The organism is Azospirillum sp. RU38E (genome assembly GCF_900188385.1).
In the GTDB taxonomy this organism is placed as follows: Bacteria; Pseudomonadota; Alphaproteobacteria; order Azospirillales; family Azospirillaceae; genus Niveispirillum.
Map to the genome: position 1 here is coordinate 115154 of NZ_FZOI01000014.1, position 18521 is coordinate 133674.

The following is an 18521-nucleotide window of genomic DNA, read 5'->3' on the forward strand; positions in this document are numbered from 1 at the left end:
ACACGCCGCAACGGCGCGCCTACCCCTTCATCTGGTGATCGGCGGACCTGCCGACCAGATGCCAACCGCGACGACGGTGCCGATGATGCTTGCCATCCCCTTTCCCGCCTTCGATCCCGTGGCTTTGTCCCTGGGGCCCGTTTCGATAAAATGGTACGGGCTGGCCTATGCCGTCGGCATTGCCTTCGCGCTCTGGTACACGATGCGGCTGGCCCGCAATACCGGCCTGCGGCCGACTCCGGATGATTTGTCGGATTTTCTGATCTGGGCGGCCGGCGGCATCCTGATCGGCGGCCGGCTGGGCAGTGTCATCTTTTACAATCTGGAAGCCTATATCGCCGATCCGCTGGAAATTCTCCGTGTGTGGCACGGCGGCATGTCCTTCCATGGCGGTCTCAGCGGGGTGATCGTCGCCATGCTGATCTTCTCCTGGCGGCGGGGTTTCTCCCCCTTCGCGCTGGGCGATCTGGTGGCCTGCGCCGCCCCGGTGGGGCTGCTGCTGGGCCGGCTGGCCAATTTCGTCAATGGGGAGCTGTGGGGTCGTCCGGCGGATGTGCCCTGGGCCATGATCTTCCCCACTGGCGGCGACATTCCGCGCCATCCCAGCCAGCTTTATCAGGCCGGGCTGGAAGGTATTGTCCTGTTCATCGTGATGTTCCTTCTGGTGCGCAATCAGGCGCTGCGTGCCCGCACCGGTACCCTGTCCGGCTGTTTCCTGATCGGTTACGCAATTGCCCGTATCGTGGGTGAGTTCTTCCGCCAACCCGACGCCCAGGTCGGATTCCTGGCCTTTGGCACCACCATGGGGCAAATCCTTTCCGTGCCGATGCTGCTGGCTGGCCTGTGGATGGTGCTGCGGGCCCCGTTCGGTACGCCCGTGCCGGCCCCGGTGGTGCAGGAAAAGGCACCGTGACCAGCGCGCTGCTGCCCCTGCTGACCCGGCGCATCGCGCTGGGCGGGCCGATCAGCGTCGCCAGCTTTATGGCTGAGGCGTTGGGCCATCCAGAGCATGGCTATTACATCACCCGCGACCCGCTGGGCAGCGCGGGGGACTTCACCACCGCCCCGGAAATCAGCCAGATGTTCGGGGAGATGGTGGGCGTCTGGCTGGCCGATTGCTGGCTGCGGCTGGGCAGCCCCGATCCTGTGACCCTGGTGGAGCTGGGGCCGGGGCGCGGTACCCTGATGGCCGATGCGCTGCGGGCCACCCGCCGGGTGCCGGGCTTCCATGCCGCCCTGCGGCTGGCCCTGGTGGAAACCAGCCCCACCCTGCGCGCCCGACAGGCCGCCATTCTGGGGGATTATTCCCCGCAATGGCATGACAGTCTGGCCGATGTGCCGGCCGGGCCGATGCTGCTGGTCGCCAACGAATTTTTCGACGCCCTGCCCATCCGCCAGTTTGTGCGCGGCCCACGCGGCTGGGCCGAACGCAAGGTCGGACTGGATGAGGGCGGCGGCCTCTGCTTCATGCTGGAACCGGCACCGGCAGCCGCCGCCCTGCACCCGGTCTTCGCCGATCCGCGCATTCCAGCCGGAGCGGTGGCGGAACTCTGCCCTGCCGGGATCGGTATCGCACGGGAGATCGGCCAGCGGCTGGCCGAAGCACCCGGTGCCGCCCTGCTGGTTGACTATGGCTATGCCGGCCCCGCCATCGGCGATACGCTGCAGGCCCTGCGGGCCCATCGCATGGTGCCGGTGCTGGATGATCCCGGTCTGGCAGACCTGACGGCGCACGTCGATTTCACCGCCCTGGCCCAGGCGGCCCAGCAGCGGGGGGCAGAGGCCCATCCCGGCCCCGGCCGCACCATCGATCAGGGGGATTTGTTGCGGGCCTTGGGGATTGAGGCACGCGCTGCCGCCCTTTCCCGCCAGGCCAGCCCCCAACAGGCCGCCGATATTGCCGCCGCCCTGACCCGCCTGACGGGGCCGGGGCAGATGGGGCGGCTGTTCAAGACCATCGCCCTGACCAGCCCCGGTTTCGGCCCCCCGGCCGGCTTTGCCCCCCATCCCTGATCGGGAAGGAGAACGAGATGATCACCCTGCCCCTGCTGGTCGCCCTGCCCGGCATCCGCCATGGTTTCATGACCCGCGACGGCGGTGTCTCCACCGGTATCTATGCCGGGCTGAATTGCGGCCTGGGCTCCAACGATAATCCCGACCATGTGCGGGAGAACCGGGCCCGGGCGGTGCAGGCGCTGGGCCTGCCGCCCGACGCGCTGGTGACCGTGCATCAGGTGCACAGCCCCGACGTCGCCACCGTCACCGCCCCTTGGTCACCGGCTGACGCACCGCGCGCCGATGCCATGGTGACCGACCGGCCCGGTATCGCGCTGGGCATTCTGACGGCCGATTGCGTGCCGGTGCTGTTCTGCGACGCAGAGGCCGGTGTCATCGGTGCCGCCCATGCCGGCTGGAAGGGGGCGGCGGGTGGCGTGCTGTCGGCAACCGTCGCCACCATGACCGGGCTGGGCGCCGATCCAACCCGCATCCGCGCCGCCGTCGGACCGCATATCGCCTGGGACAGTTACGAGGTGGGGCCGGAATTCCGTGACCGGTTCCTGGCCATGACCGCCGACAATGCAAAGCTGTTCAAGCCCAGCCGGCGCGAAAGCCACTGGATGTTCGATCTGGCGGGCTATGTCGATGACCGGCTGCGGGCCGCCGGCATCAGCCGCATTGCCCATGCCGGCCAGGATACGGTGACCCAGGAGGACCGCTTCTTCTCCTATCGCCGCACCACCCTGCGCGGGGAGCCGGATTATGGGCGGGGCATTTCCCTGATCGCGCTGGGTTGAGCCACCGTTGCAGTTTGCAAAGACGATTGCAGAGTCGGTACAAATTCGATGTATCTCGTACCAAAAATGCCACAGCTGCAAAAAATCAGGCAAAATTTGCCCACTTGATTAACCCGACATTCACAGGTGCCGTGCGATCCTGCTCGAAATTACAGCTAATCCCTTGTAGAGTCTGGCCTACGATCCTTGCCTGACAGGAGCGCGGTTCCCGTGGAGTCGTTTCTGCAAACATTGCGGGGTCTCGGCCCTGCGCGTCTGGCCGGGATCGGCGCCGCCGTTCTGTTGACGATCGGCGCCATCATCTATTTCGCCGGCTCCTGGTCCACTCCGACCATGTCGCTGCTGTACAGCGACCTGTCGCCGTCAGATGGCGGCGCGATCATCCAGCAGCTGGAAACGCAGAAAATCCCCTATAAGGCCAGCGCGGACGGCACCCGGATTGAGGTGCAGGCCGATCAGGTCGGCCGGCTGCGCATGACACTGGCACAGCAGGGCCTGCCCAGCGGCGGCAATGTCGGGAATGAGATTTTCAACCAGCCCGAAGGGCTGGGCACCACCGCCTTCATGCAGAATGTGCAGCAGCTGCGCGCCAAGGAAGGGGAGCTGGTCCGCTCCATCCAGACCCTGCAGCCGGTGATGAATGCGCGCGTGCATCTGGTGTTGCCCAAGCGGGAACTGTTCGCCCGGCAGGCCCAGACGCCGACCGCCGGCGTGGTGCTGAAACTGCGCCCCGGCACCCAGCTTTCTAAGGATCAGGTGCTGGCCATCCAGACCCTGGTGGCGGCCGCCGTGCCGCAGATGGACCCGTCGAACGTTTCCATCATCGATGACAAGGGCAAGCTGCTGTCGCGCAGCGCCAAGGCGAACACGCCGGAGGCCATGGCCGCCTCGGCGGAAGAACGCCGGCTGGCGCGCGAACAGGAACTGACCGCCACCATCGAGGAATTGCTGGGCCGGTCCGTCGGGCATGGCAAGGTGCAGGCCCGGGTGTCGGTGGAGATGGATTTCGACCGCATCACCACCAACAGCGAGGTTTATGACCCTGATGGTCAGGTGGTGCGTGGCACCCAGTCCGTCTCGGAAAATTCTGAAAGCCAGAACAAGGATGGTGTCGATCCGGTGACGGTGGCCGCCAACCTGCCCAATGGTGATGCCGCGAGCAATGCCGCCGGCGGTTCCTCGGAAAAGAAGAACCGGACGGAGGAAACCACCAATTACGAAATCAGCAAGACCACCAAGGTGCATGAGCGGGAGACGGGGCTGGTGCGCCGCCTCTCGGTCGCCGTGCTGGTGGATGGCAATTATACCACGGCAGAAGATGGCACCAAGACCTATCAGCCGCGCAGCGAGGCGGAACTGGCGCAATTACAGCGGCTGGTCCAGTCGGCCGTCGGTGTCGATCCAGCCCGCGGCGACATGGTCGAGGTGGTGAACATGCAGTTCGCCCGGCCGGATGACGAGCTGGCGGGCCTGAACGAGACCATTCTGGGCATCCCGAAGGAAGATGTGCTGCGCATCGCCGAGATGCTGATCATGGCCATCGTTGCCATCCTGGTGATCCTGCTGGTGATCAAGCCGATGATCACCCGCGTGCTGGACCGCACACCGCAGCTGGAGGAAGAGCCTGACCTGCTGTCGGATGGCAGCGGCGTACCGCAACTGGCCGGCCCCGGTGGCGGGGCCTTGGCCCGCGAACTGGCGATGGAGGCCGCCCAGGCCAACGAGGAACTGGAGCAGATGATCGACATCAACCGCGTCGATGGCCGGGTGCGCGCCTCTTCCCTGCGCAAGGTGGGGGAGATCGTGGAAAAGCACCCGGAAGAGGCGGTATCGATCATCCGCAACTGGCTCTACCAAGAAAGCTGAGGCGGATAGAACCAGCCCATGGCAACGATCAAAAAATTCGTCTTCGATCAGGATTTCGACGAAGGGGCGGCCCCCATGTTGGCAGCACCCGAGCCGGAACCAGAGCCGGAGCTGCCCCCCGCCCCGCCGCCACCTCCCCCGCCCCCCACCTTTTCGGTGGAGGAGCTGCAGGCACAAGTGCGGATGGCGCGGGAGCAGGCGCGGGCGGCCGCCCTGCAGGAAGGCCGCGTCCAGGGAATGCAGGAGGCGGAAACCGCCGCCCAGCAGGAATTGTCGGCAGCCTTGCGGGGGGTTGAATCTGCCCTTGGCCAGCTGCTGGGGGTGCAGAACCAGGAAACGGCGCTACGGCGTCAGAATACCAGCAGGCTGGTCCTGGCCATCATCCGCAAGCTGTGGCCCGGTCTGGTGGCGCGCGATGGGCTGGCAGAGATCGAAACAGTCATCGCCAGTTTTCTGGAAGAGCTGGCGGAAGAACCGAAACTGGTGTTCCGCGTCCATGAACGCTGGTTTGAGGAGCTGCGCGGCAAGATCGGTGATATGGCCCTACGGCACGGTTTTGCCGGGCAGGTCACCGTGCTGGCAGACCCGAAACTGCATGAGATGGATGTGAAGGCCGACTGGACCGCCGGCGGGGCGGAGCGGGATGTGAATGGCCTTTGGGCAGAAATCGAGCGGATTGCCGGGGACGGGCTGCGGCAGATGCCGGGCGGCCCGGCCCAGGCGGCCTGAGCGGATAGAAAAAAGCGTTACCGGTAACGCCGGAACAAATTGGGATCAAGATGGCGGCAAAAGACGATATGAGCCTGAACGAGTTCGACGGCAATCGCGGCAATGGCGGCGGCGGCGAACTGGAGGCATTGCCCGTCGTCAAGGATCTGGAATCCGTCTACGACATTCCGGTGCAGATTTCCGCCGTGCTGGGCAAGACCAACATGCAGGTCAGCACCCTGATGCGGCTGAACAAGGGGGCCGTGGTGGAACTGGACCGCAAGGTCGGTGAAGCCATTGATATCTATGTGAATAATCGGCTGGTTGCCCGTGGCGAAGTGGTGGTGGTGGAAGACCGGCTGGGCGTCACCATGACCGAAATCATCAAGACGGACCGGTCATGAGCGACCGCAGCGCCGCCCAACCACGCGCCGGGGCCCCGGCCCCCGCCAGCAGCCCGCCGGCGGCGGATGCTGGTGCGCGCCCGGCCCGGCCGCCGGCCTTGCCGCGCCTGCGCCGACGGCTGGATCTGGCCACCATCCTGGGTCTGGGGGCGGCCCTGCTGCTGATTATCGGCGCGCTGGCCCTGGGCGGCGGTGCCGGTGCCTTTTTCGATCTGGCCTCCGTGCTGATCGTGCTGGGGGGAACGGCGGCGGTCACCACCATCTCCTTCTCCGTGCCCGACATGCGGGCGGCGGCCCGCGCCATCGGCCGCACCATGGTGGCCAGCACGCCCGATGTGGCCTCGGCTGCCCGCACGGCCTTGTCGCTGGCCGATCATGCGCGGCGTAACGGTCCCCTGTCGCTGCATCCGCTGGCAGCGGCGACAAAGGGTTGGCCGGTGCTGCACCGGGCGGTGGAACTGATTGTCGATGGGCTGCCGGCCGATGATGCCGAACGCATCCTGCGCACGGAGATTGAGGCCAACATGGCCCGCGCCCGCACGGCGGCAGCCGTGCTGCGCCGCGCGGCAGAGGTGGCGCCGGCCATGGGGCTGATCGGCACGCTGGTGGGGCTGGTGCAGATGCTGGGTAACCTGTCCGATCCATCATCGGTGGGGCCGGCCATGGCGGTGGCACTGATCACCACCTTCTATGGTGCCATCCTGGGCAGCATGGTGCTATCCCCCCTGGCGGCCAAGATTGACCGCAATGCCGAACGCGAAGCCCTGGTGGATGGGCTTTATCTGCTCGCGGCGGGATCGGTGGCGCGGCAGGAAAATCCGCGCCGCCTGGAAATGCTGATCAATACGATGCTGCCGCCCGATCTTCGGATCAGCAGCTTCGACTGAGTTTTATGTGTGACTGTTCGATTGGGCCGAACCGACCGGCAAGAGGGTAAGGACGATGCGTCTACTGATCGTTGGAACGCTGGAAGGCTATATCAGTGCCGCCGGGAAGATCGCGCTGCAGAAGGGCGCGAAGGTGGCGCATACTGACAGCATCGATGGCGCCATGAACGCGCTGCGGGGCGGTCAGGGGGCCGATCTGGTGATGATCGACGTCAAGCTTGACGTCGGGATGCTGGTCGATCAGCTGAAGAATGAAAGGTTCGCCGTGCCGGTGGTGGCCTGCGGCGTGGGCACCGATGCCCAGGCCGCCGTCCGTGCCATCCGCGCCGGCGCCAAGGAATATATCCCCCTGCCCCCGGATGCCAACCTGATCGCCGCCGTGCTGGAGGCGGTGGCGGAGGAAAGCCACGCTATTGTCAGCCGCGACCCCGCCATGGCCGCCGCGCTGGCCATGGCCGACCAGATCGCCCCGTCCGACGCCTCCGTGCTGATCACCGGTGAAAGCGGCACGGGTAAGGAGCTGATGGCCCGCTATCTGCACCGCAAGAGCCGGCGGGCCAATGCGCCCTTCGTCTCCGTCAATTGCGCGGCCATCCCGGAAAACCTGCTGGAATCCGAACTGTTCGGGCATGAAAAGGGCGCCTTCACCGGCGCCGTCGCTCGCCGTATCGGCAAGTTCGAGGAAGCCAATGGCGGCACCCTGCTGCTGGACGAAATCAGTGAAATGGATTTGCGCCTGCAGGCCAAGCTGCTGCGCGCCATTCAGGAACGGGTGATCGACCGGGTGGGCGGCAACCAGCCGGTGAAGGTCGATATCCGCATCCTGGCCACCTCCAACCGCGACATGCTGTCGGAGGCCAAGGCCGGCCGGTTCCGCGAGGATCTTTATTTCCGCCTGAACGTGGTCAGCCTGAACCTGCCGCCACTGCGCGAACGGCCGGCCGATGTCGCCCTGCTGGCCCAGCATTTCGCCGCCAAATATTCCGAAGCCAACGGGCTGCCCCAGCGCAATGTCGGGGCCCAGGCCATGGCCATGCTGCAGGGCCATCATTGGCGCGGCAATGTGCGTGAGCTGGAAAACACCATGCACCGCGCGGTGCTGCTCTCCCGCGGGACGGAGATTGGGCCAGACGCCATTCTGCTGACAGGGGCCGAGCCCAGCTATACCGCCCCGGCGGCAGCCGCCCCGCCGGTGGCCCCGGCCGCGGCGCGTGCGGCCGCCAGCTATGGCAATGCCGGCGGCTACACCCCGCCGCCGGCCTATCAGCCCAGCCCCTATCAGCCGCAACCCGCTTATCAGCCGCCCCCAGCCCAACCAGCCCCGGTGATCCCCACCGGGGAAAGTGCCACCCGCACGCTGGTGGGCCGCACGGTGGCGGATGTGGAACGTGACCTGATCATCGATACCTTGAAACACACGCTGGGTAACCGTACCCATGCGGCCAATATCCTGGGCATCTCCATCCGCACCCTGCGCAACAAACTGAAGGAATATAGCGAAGGCGGCATCGCCGTGCCGCCGCCAGCCAGTGGCATGGAATCGGAAGCCCTTGGCTGAACCCTTGTTGAGAGGCCGTCTGAAAAGTTTTCCCTCTTTCTCGACATGTTAATGTTTTAATCCCGTCACCCCGGCGAAGGCCGAGGTCCAGTTCGTAGAGCAAAGCGCTTGTGATTCTGGACCCCGGCCTTCGCCGGGGTGACGGGAATGTTTAAAGATGAAACGTGTAAGACGTTGAGATAGCGTGAAACTTTCCGGACAGACACTAAGAGAATCGAATAAACCGTTGCCAAGCAGAATGATCGAACCGGCATGACCGACCAGCCGCAACAACAATCCCCCTTGGGCTCCACCAAGGATGCCCTGCGCCTGACCGTGGAAGCGGTGAAGCGCGGCGAGGTGGGATTCGCGCTGGGCATTCTGACGATCGTGGTCGTGCTGATCATTCCGCTGCCCACCTTCCTGCTGGATGTGGGCCTGACCATTTCGTTCGGTTTTTCTATCCTGATCCTGATGGTGGTGCTGTCGATCCAGAAGCCGCTGGAATTCAGCAGTTTCCCCACCATTCTGCTGGTCTCCACCATGCTGCGCCTTTCGCTCAACCTGGCCTCGACCCGGTTGATATTGGGCGAAGGGCATAATGGGGCGGCAGCGGCCGGTCACGTCATCCAGACGTTCGGCAATTTCATCATGGGTGGCAATTTCATCATCGGTGTCACGGTGTTCGGCATTCTGATGCTGGTGAATTTCAGCGTCATCACCAAGGGTTCCGGCCGTATCGCCGAAGTGGCGGCCCGCTTTACCCTGGATGCCATGCCCGGCAAGCAGATGGCCATCGATGCCGACCTGTCAGCCGGCCTGATCGATGAGGGGGAGGCACGGCGGCGACGCAAGGAACTGGAGGATGAAAGCCAGTTCTTCGGCGCCATGGACGGTGCTTCCAAATTTGTGCGCGGTGACGCGGTGGCCGGCCTGGTCATCACGTTCCTCAATATCATTGTCGGCATGATCATCGGCATTGCCCAGAAGGGCATGAGCTTTACTGAAGCCGGCGCCAGCTACACGCTGCTGACCGTGGGTGATGGTCTGGTCTCGCAGATCCCGGCCCTGCTGGTCTCGCTGGCCGCCGGTCTGATGGTGTCGAAGTCCGGTTCCACCGGCTCCACCGACAAGGCGGTGGTCGGCCAGCTGACCTTCTATCCCACCGCCCTGGGCCTGACGGCGGCGGTGGTGCTGGCCGTTGGCATGTTGCCGGGGATGCCGAAAATCTCCTTCGGGCTGCTGGCCATCGGTCTGGCGGCGGGTGCCTATTTCCTGCCGCGTTCCCGCCTGATGAAGCAGGCGCTGGAAGCCAAGCAGGAAGCGCAGGCCGCCGCCCCCGCCCCAGCAGCGGAGGAGCCGATTGCCACCGCGCTGGCCATCGATCTGGTGCGGCTGGAACTGGGCTATGGCCTGCTGTCGCTGATCAATACGGAGGCCGGGCATCGGCTGACCGACCAGATCAAGGGGCTGCGCCGGCAATTGGCCGGCGAAATCGGCATCATCATGCCGGCCGTGCGCATCCAGGATAATCTGCAACTGCCGCCCAACACCTATCTGATCCGCATCAAGGAGATTGAGGCGGGCCGGGGCGATATCAGGCCGAATATGCTGCTCTGCATGGACCCGCGCGGCGACCGCATCTCCCTGCCCGGTGAGGCAACGACGGAGCCGACCTTCGGCCTGCCGGCCATGTGGATCGACATGGCCTATCGAGAAGAGGCCCTGTTCAAGGGCTATACGGTGGTCGACCCGCCCACCGTGCTGACCACCCATCTGACCGAGGTGATCAAGGATAATATGGCCGACCTGCTCTCTTATGCGGAGATGCAGAAGCTGCTGGACGAAATGGGCAAGGAACACCAGAAGCTGGTGGCCGATGTCGTGCCAGGCCATATCAATATTGGCGGGCTGCAGCGGGTGATGCAGAATCTGCTGGGCGAGCGCGTTTCCGTGCGTGACCTGCCGACCATTCTGGAAGGGGTGGCAGAGGCCACAGCCTATACCCGCAACATGACCCAGATTACCGAGCATGTGCGGGCGCGACTGGCGCGGCAAATCTCCGACTCCAACACCAATGATCTGGGCTATATCCCGCTGGTGACCCTGTCGCCGGAATGGGAACAGGCCTTTGCGGAAAGTATCGTTCAGGAAGGCGATGACCGGCAATTGGCCATGGCGCCGTCGCGCCTACAGCAATTCATCACCGCCGTGCGCCAGACCTTCGAAAAATTCGCCATGCAGGGCGAAGCACCGGTATTGTTGACATCACCGGCGATCCGGCCCTTCGTCCGCTCCATCATTGAGCGGTTCCGGCCGGCCACGGTTGTGATGTCGCAAAATGAGATTCATCCAAAGGCGAAGATCAAGACTCTGGGCCAAATATGATGGGGCCGCGTATAATGATCGGATTGGGTGACCGGACGGGGCCTTGGGGCCGTGACCGGGCAGCCTGGAAAGCAGAGGTAGAATGCGGCTGAAATCGTTCCACGCGCCGACAATGCAGGACGCCATGCGCCTGGTCCGCGAGGTGCTGGGCGATGACGCCATCATCGTGGCCACGCGGGAAGAGGAAGGTGTGGGCGTCCGCGTCACCGCGGCGATTGAGGAGGATGAGGGCATTCTGGCCCCCCACCCCGCCATTCAGGCATCGCAAAGCCCGCTGCGTTTCGCCGAACCGGCCGCACCCGACCCGATTGATATCGTTTCTGAGGCCCTGCTGCGCCATGGGGTGCCGGCGGAGCTGAACCAGCGGATGATGGATACATTGTCCGACATGGATGCCCGCGATCCCCTGTCGGCCCTGGCGGCAGCCCTGGACAGTGTGTTCCATTTCCAGCCGCTGCCCGATGGCCGGGCCACCCGGCCGATCATGCTGGTGGGGCCGCCGGGTGGCGGCAAAACCCTGACAGTGGCCAAGCTCTGTGCCCGCTGTGCCCTGCAAAAACGTCCCGTCGGGGTGATTTCGACCGATACGATCCGTGCCGGGGGCATTGAGCAGTTACAGGCCTTCACCCGGGTGCTGAAACTGCGCCTGATGACGGTGGAAGACCCCACAGCACTGGCCGATGCGCTGGACGTGTCGCGCGGGATGGATCAGGTGCTGGTCGACAGCGCCGGGCGCAACCCCTATAACGCCAGCGATATGAAGGATTTGCGCGACTTCCTGGTTGCCGCCGACATGGAACCGGTGCTGGTGATGCCGGCCGGGCTGGACCCGGTGGAGGCGGTGGATATGGCGCTGGCCTTCCGCCAGATCGGTGCCAAGCGACTTTTATCCACAAGGTTGGACATGGCACGCCGTTACGGCAGCCTGCTGGCCGCCGCCCATGGGGCTGGCCTGGCTTTTGCAGATGTCAGCGCGACAACGAAAGTGGCCGATGGGCTGATCCCCCTGACGCCCACCATTTTGGCCAAGATGATGATGCCGGAACAGCAGGCCGACGAACGGCGCACCAAACAGACGGGGACGCACGCATGAGCGACTTCACCAGCATGGCCGTTCCCGCCAATGTCACGCCCTTGCGGCAGCGGAATATTTTCGCCGTCGCCAGCGGCAAGGGCGGGGTCGGCAAGACCTTTTTCTCCATCACCCTGTCGCACGCGCTGACCAAGCTGGGCCGCAAGACCCTGCTGTTCGACGGCGATCTGGGGCTGGCCAACGTCGATATCCAGTTGGGTCTGATGCCCAAGCGCGATCTGGGGCAGGTGATTGACGGGGTGGTGACGCTGGCCGGGTCCACCACGCGCTATCCGGAAGGCGGGTTCGACATTATTGCCGGCCGCTCCGGTTCCGGCAGCCTGGCAAATCTTCCCCCGGCAAAATTGTCCCAGTTGCGCAATGATCTGACCGACATGGCGCGCAGCTATGACAATGTGGTGATCGATCTGGGGGCCGGGGTGGACCGGAATGTCCGCACCTTCTCCGGCCCGGCCGGCGTCTCCCTGGTGGTGACCACGGATGAGCCGACCAGCATCACCGATGCCTATGCCTTCCTGAAGCTCTCCTATCAGGCCAACCCGCTGGCCGATCTGCGCGTTGTGGTGAACATGGCGCAGACCCGCAATGAGGGGAACAAGACCTACGAGACGCTGCTGGCCGCCTGCCGCAAGTTCTTAGGCAAAAGCCCGCAACTGGCCGGGGTGATCCGCCGCGACATGAAGGTACGGGAAAGCATCAAGACACAGACGCCGCTGCTGGTGCGTTCCCCTACCTCTGATGCCGCCCAGGATATCATGGCGCTGGCCCAGCGCCTGACTGTCGGCTGACCCAAAAGGGGGGCGGCACCATGACGGGGCCATCCCTGCCATCCCTTGGCAATGCTGCCGGGAATGCCACCAGTGGCAGCGGCCCCAATCTGGCGCCCCTGGCGGAGGTTACCCTGGCCCGCGTGCCGGAGCGGCTGGCGCGGTTTGACCGCGCCGTCGTGCTGTCCGGCATGGTGGTGGATCAGCGGGATGGCGAAGCCACCCTGCGCACCGCCGCCGGGGATGTGCGGCTGGAAACCCCGGTGCGCCTGCCCACCGACCGGCCGGTAACCCTGCAAATCCCGGTGAGCGTGCCGGGCACCGCGCCGCGCGCCACCGCCCTGGCCCCGCCACCGCCAGCCACCGCTGCCGCCCCGCAGGTGGTGATAACAGCACCCCCGCCAGTTCCAACACCCGCCGTCACGCCGCAGCCCCCCCTGCCCTTGATCATCCAGGGCGCGGTGCTGTCAGCGGTGGTGGTGCTGCCCCCCCCACCGCGCGCGACCAGCACCCAAGCCCCACCGCCCGATCGGGATGCCGAGACGCTGGCCACGCTGCTGGGCCTGTCAAAGGGAAGCAGCAGCCCGACGCAACCGGCCCCCGCGGCGCCCCCACCTTTGCCGCCAACACCCCTGCCCGCCACGCCGTCACCGGCAGCGGCAACAGGGCCTCAGCCACCGCCGGCACAAGGCACCGCCACCCCACCGGCGCCGCTCGTGCCGGAACTGGCACCGATTCCGGTCCCCACGGGTAAACTCCTGCCGACCCCGCCAGCCACCTCCCTATTGCCACCACTGATCCCCGCCGCCCCTGCACCGGGTGCTGCCGCCCCGACGGGGCCAGTCGTCACGCCGCCGGCAACGGGCACGCCAGCAGCCCCACCACTCCCCATGCCTGCGGCGGCACTGCCGGTGGAGGGGCCAAATCCGCCTCCCCCACCACCGGCCTCCCCCATGCCGGCGCCGGGGCTGGCGCGCCCGCCAGTATCGGGACAACCAGCACCCGAACCGCTTGTGCCGTCGGCTGGTGAAGCAAGCAGCAACACTGCCCCTGTCGTCAGAGACAGGCCGGCGACGGAGGCCCCCTTACCGCCGCCCCGGCCCGGCCGTCTGGCTTTGCCGCAGCCACCGGCCAGCGGCTTGCTGACCTTTGCCGATTTCGATGCGGCCCCGCCATCCCAACCGGTTGCCCGGCCGGCCAGTCCCGCAGCAGCCAACCGAACCTATGTCGGTGAGAATGCTCAGGCACCGGCAGCGCCCGCTAACACCGTGGCCCCGCTGCCCCTGCCGCAGAGAGAGCCACAGCGCCCGGCCGCCCCCACCCTTCCCGGACTGGTCAGCCCATCGCCGCGTGCGGCTGCAGAGGTTGCCCCCCAACCCCTCCAGCCCGTTCCCCCCGCACCGCCAGCGGGAGAGACCGTTGCCGACACGCTGCCAGAGACCGGGGGCGGACGACCAATCTCGGCCCCGCCGGCGCCACCCGTCGGCGCGACACCGCGCCCAACGCTGCCGGCAGAACAGGCTTCCGCTCCCGCACGGCAACCCGCTCTGGCTCTTCCGGGCGGGAACGCCGCTCCAATAATTGAGGCCCGCCTGCGCGGAGCACAACCGCCAGCACCCCCAACCGCCCCTCCCATTGGCCCAGTACCAAGTCCGACGCCGCCAAACCCGCCATCAGGGCCGGTGCCGACAACGCCGCAGCAACCCGCCCAGGCTCTGCCGGACGGGAACGCCGCACCGGTGATGGAAGCCCGGCTACGCGGAGCGCAGCCGCCTGCCCCACCGACCGCGCCACCCATCAGCCCGACACCACGCCCGACACTGCCAAATCCCCCAACAGGACCGGCGCCAACCGCTCCGCAGCAACCCGCTCAGGCTCTCCCGAACGGGAACGCCACACCGGTAACGGAAGCGCGCCTGCGCGGAGAGCAGCCACCAACGCCACCGACCGCGCCACCCATCGGCCCGACACCACGCCCGACACTGCCAAATCCCCCAACAGGACCGGCGCCAACCGCTCCGCAGCAACCCGCTCAGGCTCTCCCGAACGGGAACGCTACACCGGTAACGGAAGCGCGCCTGCGCGGGGCGCAGCCACCTGCCCCACCGACCGCGCCACCCGTTGGCCCCACACCACGCCCGACGCTACCGAATCCACCCGCTGGACCGGCGCCAACCGCTCCGCAGCAACCCGCTCAGGCTCTCCCGAACGGGAACACAGCACCGGTAACAGAAGCGCGCCTGCGCGGGGCGCAGCCACCAACGCCACCGACCGCGCCGCCCATTGGCCCGGCACCGCGCCCAACACTGCCAAATCCACCCGCAGGACCGGTACCAACCACTCCGCAGCAACCCGCCCAGGCTCTCCCAGACGGGAACACAGCACCGGTAATGGAAGCGCGCCTGCGCGGAGCGCAGCCGCCTGCCCCACCGACCGCGCCACTCATCAGCCCGACACCACGCCCGACGCTGCCAAATCCACCCGCAGGATCGGCGCCAAACGCCCTGCAGCAACCCGCTCAGGCTCTTCCGGACGGGAACGCTACACCGGTAACGGAAGCGCGCCTGCGCGGGGCGCAGCCGCCTGCCCCACCGACCGCGCCGCCCATTGGCCCGGCACCACGCCCGACGCTGCCAAATCCACCCGCAGGATCGGCGCCAAACGCCCTGCAGCAACCCGCTCAGGCTCTGCCGGACGGGAACGCCGCACCGGTGATGGAAGCGCGCCTGCGCGGAGCGCAGCCACCAACGCCACCGACCGCGCCGCCCATCGGCCCGACACCACGCCCGACGCTACCGAATCCACCCGCTGGACCGGCGCCAACCGCTCCACAGCAACCCGCTCAGGCTCTCCCAGACGGGAACGCCACACCGGTAATGGAGGCGCGCTTGCGCGGAGCGCAGCCGCCGGCCCCACCGACCACACCGCCCGTCGGCCCGGCACCACGCCCGACGCTGCCAAATCCACCCGCAGGACCGGCGCCAACCGCCCCGCAGCAACACGCTCAGGCTCTCCCGGACGGGAACGCTGCACCGGTAACGGAAGCGCGCCTGCGCGGGGCGCAGCCGCCTGCCCCACCGACCGCGCCGCCCACTGGCCCGGCACCACGCCCGACGCTGCCAAATCCACCCGCAGGACCGGCGCCAACCGCCCCGCAGCAACACGCTCAGGCTCTCCCGGACGGGAACGCTGCACCGGTAACGGAAGCGCGCCTGCGCGGGGCGCAGCCGCCTGCCCCACCGACCGCGCCGCCCACTGGCCCGGCACCACGCCCGACGCTGCCAAATCCACCCGCAGGACCGGCGCCAACCGCCCCGCAGCAACACGCTCAGGCTCTCCCGGACGGGAACGCTGCACCGGTAACGGAAGCGCGCCTGCGCGGGGCGCAGCCGCCTGCCTCACCGACCGCGCTGCCCGTCGGCCCGGCACCGCGCCCAACGCTGCCCAATCTACCCCAAGGACCGGTGCTGACCACCCCACAACAACCCGCGCAGGCTCTCCCCGACGGGGACGCCGAACCGGTAATGCAAGCCCGCCTGCGGGGAGCACAGCCGCCGGGCCTGCCGACGGCCCCGCCTATCAGTCCGGCACCCACCCCACCCTCGCCACCGGCCCCCTTGCGACACGGACAGAACCTGTCCGTGCGCATTCTGGCGGTGGCTGAGCCGGTTCTGGAGCAGCTGCCGCCAAACGCTCTGCCTGCCACCCTGATGGGCAGCACCAGCCAGGGGCAACCGGTATTGTCCACCCCACAGGGAATGCTGGTGCTGAAAGGGCAGACGAACCTGCCGCCCGGCACTGCGCTGACGGTGGTGCTGGATGTGCCGTCGACAGCAGAAGCGGCGCCAACCATGCTGCCACCTCTGGACCCGCGCCAGGGCCAGGATTGGCCGGCGATGAAGGAGGTGATGGCCATGCTGGCGGCAACCGATCCGGTGCTGGCCCGCCATCTGGCACAGACGATCCTGCCACAGCCGAACAAGCGGCTGACCACCAATCTGACCTTCTTTCTGGCGGCATTGCGCGGTGGCGATGCCGCCGGCTGGTTGGGGGGCGACGCGGTAGACAGCCTGGAACGGCGGGGCGGCGGCCGACTGCTGGCCCAGTTGCGGGAGGATTTCCAGGCCGTGGCCCGTCAGGCGGCGGAACCGACGGCAGAGGGGTGGCGCAGCATGGCCATCCCCTTCGGCCCGCCCGAACAGCTCGGCCGGATGCAGCTTGCCGTACGCAATGCCCTGGATGGTGAGGAAAAGACAGGGGATGGTGGGGAGGAGAAGGGCAAGGCCCAGCGTTTCCTGCTGGATCTCAGCTTTTCCCGCCTGGGGCCGATGCAACTGGACGGGCTGGTCCGGCCCGGTCGTCTCGACCTGATGATCCGCACGCTGGATCTGCTGCCGGCCGAGCTGCGCCAGGGCATTGGCGAACTGTTCCGCGACAGCCTGGAAACCGTGGGCTTTGCCGGCACCATCGGCTTCCAGACCGGTGCCCATCGCTGGGCAAAGGTGCAGACGGGCCGGCAAGGTCCGTCCCGCCGGGTATGACCAACCCCGTCAGATCCCCTCGCCCTGCTCCACATAATCATAAAGGCGGGTGCGGATTTCGGCCGCCGTATGGCGAGCGGCTTCATCATCGCGCTGGCGTGGGCGGGCGGACATGATCCGGTCGGCAGAACGCACGCCGGCCGGGCTGCCTGCCAGCAGCACCACCCGGTCGGCCAGATAAACCGCCTCCTCAATATCATGGGTGACGAACAGGATGGTCTTGCCTGTCCGCTGCCAGAGATCGATCAGTTCATCCTGCAGCGACTGCCGGGTGATGGCGTCCAGCGCGCCGAACGGTTCATCCATCATCAGCAGATCGGGATCAACGGCCAGGGCGCGGGCAATGGCCACGCGCTGGCGCTGGCCGCCGGAAAGCTGGTGCGGCCAGCGGTCAGCCTTGTCGGCCAGCCCGACCAGGGCCAAAGCCTCCGTGGCGCGGCGGCGTTTCTCCTCCGCTGTCAGGCCCAGCCCTTCCAGGCCGAATTCGACATTCTTCACCACCCGCCGCCAGGGCAGCAGGCGGGCATCCTGAAACACCATGGCATAGGGCCGGCGGCCCGGCCGTTCGGGACTGTCCCGCTTCACCGTGCCGGATGTCGGCCGCACCAGCCCCGCCACCACCCGCAGCAGGGTGGATTTACCAACGCCCGAGGCGCCGACTATGGCGATGAACTCCCCATCGGCAATATCCAGATGGAAATCCTTCAGCACGATGGTGCGGCCGCGGTCGCTGTCGAAGGACAGGGTCAGATCGGAAATGGTGATCATGCTTTCCATGCCAGCAAACGGTCACGCACAAGAACGAAACTGGTATCGACGATGCCATAGAGCACCGCCATGGTGATCATGTAGACCACCACCACATCGGTCGCCAGCAGGGAGGATGCCTGCATCATCCGCTGGCCCAGGCCCGACACGCCAAACAGTTCTGCCGCCACCACCGCCATCCAGGCCTGTCCCAGGCCGGTGCGCAAGCCCGACATGATGGGCTGGATGGAGGCCGGTAGCACCACCTTGAACAGGCGGGCGATGGGGGAGCGGTGGCCAAAGGCGTTGGCCAGTTCGATCAGATCGCGGTCAACCGCCTGCACCGCGCCCAGGGCGGCGAAGTAATTGATCCAGAATACCCCGATGATGATGATGAAATTGGCCGCTGCCGGGCTGACCCCGAACCAGATGATGGCAAACGGCACCCAGGCCAGACCAGGGATCGGGCGCAGCAGCCGCACCACCCAGTTGGTCATATCCTCCAGCACGCGCGACATGCCGGTCAGCACGCCCAGCGCCACCCCCAGAAAGGAGCCCAGCACCAGCCCGGTGACATAATGTTTCAGGCTTTCCTGCACGGCGGAGAGCCAGGCGCCTGACTGCACCTCCCGCCAGAAGGTGGCCGGAATCTCGCTGGGCGGCGGCAACAGCATGGGCTTCACGAAGCCAAACCGGGGCAGTGCCTCCCAAAGACCCAGGAACAGCACCACACCGGTGATCGCCAGCAGCAGGCGCTCTGCCTTGTTCGCTTGTTTCATCTCATCAAA

The 18521-nt window shown here is 66.5% G+C and carries 16 protein-coding genes; 12 read left to right on the forward strand and 4 right to left on the reverse strand.

The features are described 5' to 3' along the window. Positions 1-82 precede the first annotated feature (82 nt). From lgt to CHB97_RS19610, 11 genes are all read left to right on the forward strand, one after another. Complete coding sequence (gene lgt, locus CHB97_RS19560) at positions 83-913, forward strand: prolipoprotein diacylglyceryl transferase (protein WP_200820031.1); 831 nt, start codon at positions 83-85, stop codon at positions 911-913. Continuing rightward, positions 910-2013, forward strand: a complete 1104-nt coding sequence (locus tag CHB97_RS19565; RefSeq protein ID WP_244559621.1) for a class I SAM-dependent methyltransferase — start codon at positions 910-912, stop codon at positions 2011-2013. Before lgt ends, CHB97_RS19565 begins: the two co-directional genes overlap by 4 nt. A 17-nt stretch (positions 2014-2030) precedes the next feature. Next, the gene (pgeF, locus tag CHB97_RS19570; protein WP_089289687.1) at positions 2031-2795 is read left to right on the forward strand and encodes a peptidoglycan editing factor PgeF; all 765 of its coding nucleotides are present in this window, start codon (positions 2031-2033) and stop codon (positions 2793-2795) included. A gap of 210 nt (positions 2796-3005) precedes the next feature. Next, a complete protein-coding gene (fliF, locus tag CHB97_RS19575) occupies positions 3006-4661 on the forward strand; it encodes a flagellar basal-body MS-ring/collar protein FliF (protein WP_089289688.1) in 1656 nt (551 codons plus the stop codon). 18 nt (positions 4662-4679) lie between these two features. Continuing rightward, the gene (locus tag CHB97_RS19580; RefSeq protein ID WP_089289689.1) at positions 4680-5390 is read left to right on the forward strand and encodes a FliH/SctL family protein; all 711 of its coding nucleotides are present in this window, start codon (positions 4680-4682) and stop codon (positions 5388-5390) included. Between the two features lie 50 nt (positions 5391-5440). Further along, on the forward strand, positions 5441-5773 hold the full coding sequence (gene fliN / locus CHB97_RS19585; protein ID WP_089289690.1) for a flagellar motor switch protein FliN: 333 nt from the start codon (positions 5441-5443) through the stop codon (positions 5771-5773). Next, complete coding sequence (locus tag CHB97_RS19590; protein WP_089289691.1) at positions 5770-6660, forward strand: motility protein A; 891 nt, start codon at positions 5770-5772, stop codon at positions 6658-6660. The genes fliN and CHB97_RS19590 overlap by 4 nt, the downstream gene beginning before the upstream one ends. 55 nt (positions 6661-6715) lie before the next feature. Beyond that, complete coding sequence (locus CHB97_RS19595) at positions 6716-8218, forward strand: sigma-54 dependent transcriptional regulator (RefSeq protein WP_089289692.1); 1503 nt, start codon at positions 6716-6718, stop codon at positions 8216-8218. Between the two features lie 252 nt (positions 8219-8470). Then, positions 8471-10585 carry a flagellar biosynthesis protein FlhA gene (gene flhA / locus CHB97_RS19600; protein ID WP_089289693.1) on the forward strand — a complete coding sequence of 705 codons (2115 nt, stop codon included), beginning with the start codon at positions 8471-8473 and terminating at the stop codon, positions 10583-10585. Between the two features lie 82 nt (positions 10586-10667). Then, a complete protein-coding gene (locus tag CHB97_RS19605) occupies positions 10668-11678 on the forward strand; it encodes a GTPase (protein WP_089289694.1) in 1011 nt (336 codons plus the stop codon). Further along, positions 11675-12466 (forward strand): MinD/ParA family protein, encoded by a 792-nt coding sequence (locus tag CHB97_RS19610; protein ID WP_089289695.1) that lies wholly within the window; start codon positions 11675-11677, stop codon positions 12464-12466. Before CHB97_RS19605 ends, CHB97_RS19610 begins: the two co-directional genes overlap by 4 nt. A 181-nt stretch (positions 12467-12647) precedes the next feature. Here CHB97_RS19610 and CHB97_RS26130 read toward each other — a convergent pair whose 3' ends face one another. Together CHB97_RS26130 and CHB97_RS26135 are read right to left on the reverse strand one after the other, a co-directional pair. After that, positions 12648-12956, reverse strand: a complete 309-nt coding sequence (locus tag CHB97_RS26130; RefSeq protein ID WP_143271054.1) for a hypothetical protein — start codon at positions 12954-12956, stop codon at positions 12648-12650. Between the two features lie 159 nt (positions 12957-13115). After that, the gene (locus tag CHB97_RS26135; protein WP_143271056.1) at positions 13116-13661 is read right to left on the reverse strand and encodes a hypothetical protein; all 546 of its coding nucleotides are present in this window, start codon (positions 13659-13661) and stop codon (positions 13116-13118) included. A gap of 2308 nt (positions 13662-15969) precedes the next feature. Between CHB97_RS26135 and CHB97_RS19615 the strand changes: the two genes are divergently transcribed. Beyond that, positions 15970-16986, forward strand: a complete 1017-nt coding sequence (locus CHB97_RS19615; RefSeq protein WP_143271058.1) for a hypothetical protein — start codon at positions 15970-15972, stop codon at positions 16984-16986. 9 nt (positions 16987-16995) lie between these two features. Here CHB97_RS19615 and CHB97_RS19620 read toward each other — a convergent pair whose 3' ends face one another. Both CHB97_RS19620 and CHB97_RS19625 read right to left on the reverse strand, forming a co-directional pair. After that, positions 16996-17763: an ABC transporter ATP-binding protein gene (locus CHB97_RS19620; RefSeq protein WP_089289697.1), complete on the reverse strand. Its 768-nt coding sequence runs from the start codon at positions 17761-17763 to the stop codon at positions 16996-16998. After that, positions 17751-18512 carry an ABC transporter permease gene (locus CHB97_RS19625; protein WP_089289698.1) on the reverse strand — a complete coding sequence of 254 codons (762 nt, stop codon included), beginning with the start codon at positions 18510-18512 and terminating at the stop codon, positions 17751-17753. The genes CHB97_RS19620 and CHB97_RS19625 overlap by 13 nt, the downstream gene beginning before the upstream one ends. Positions 18513-18521 lie beyond the last annotated feature (9 nt).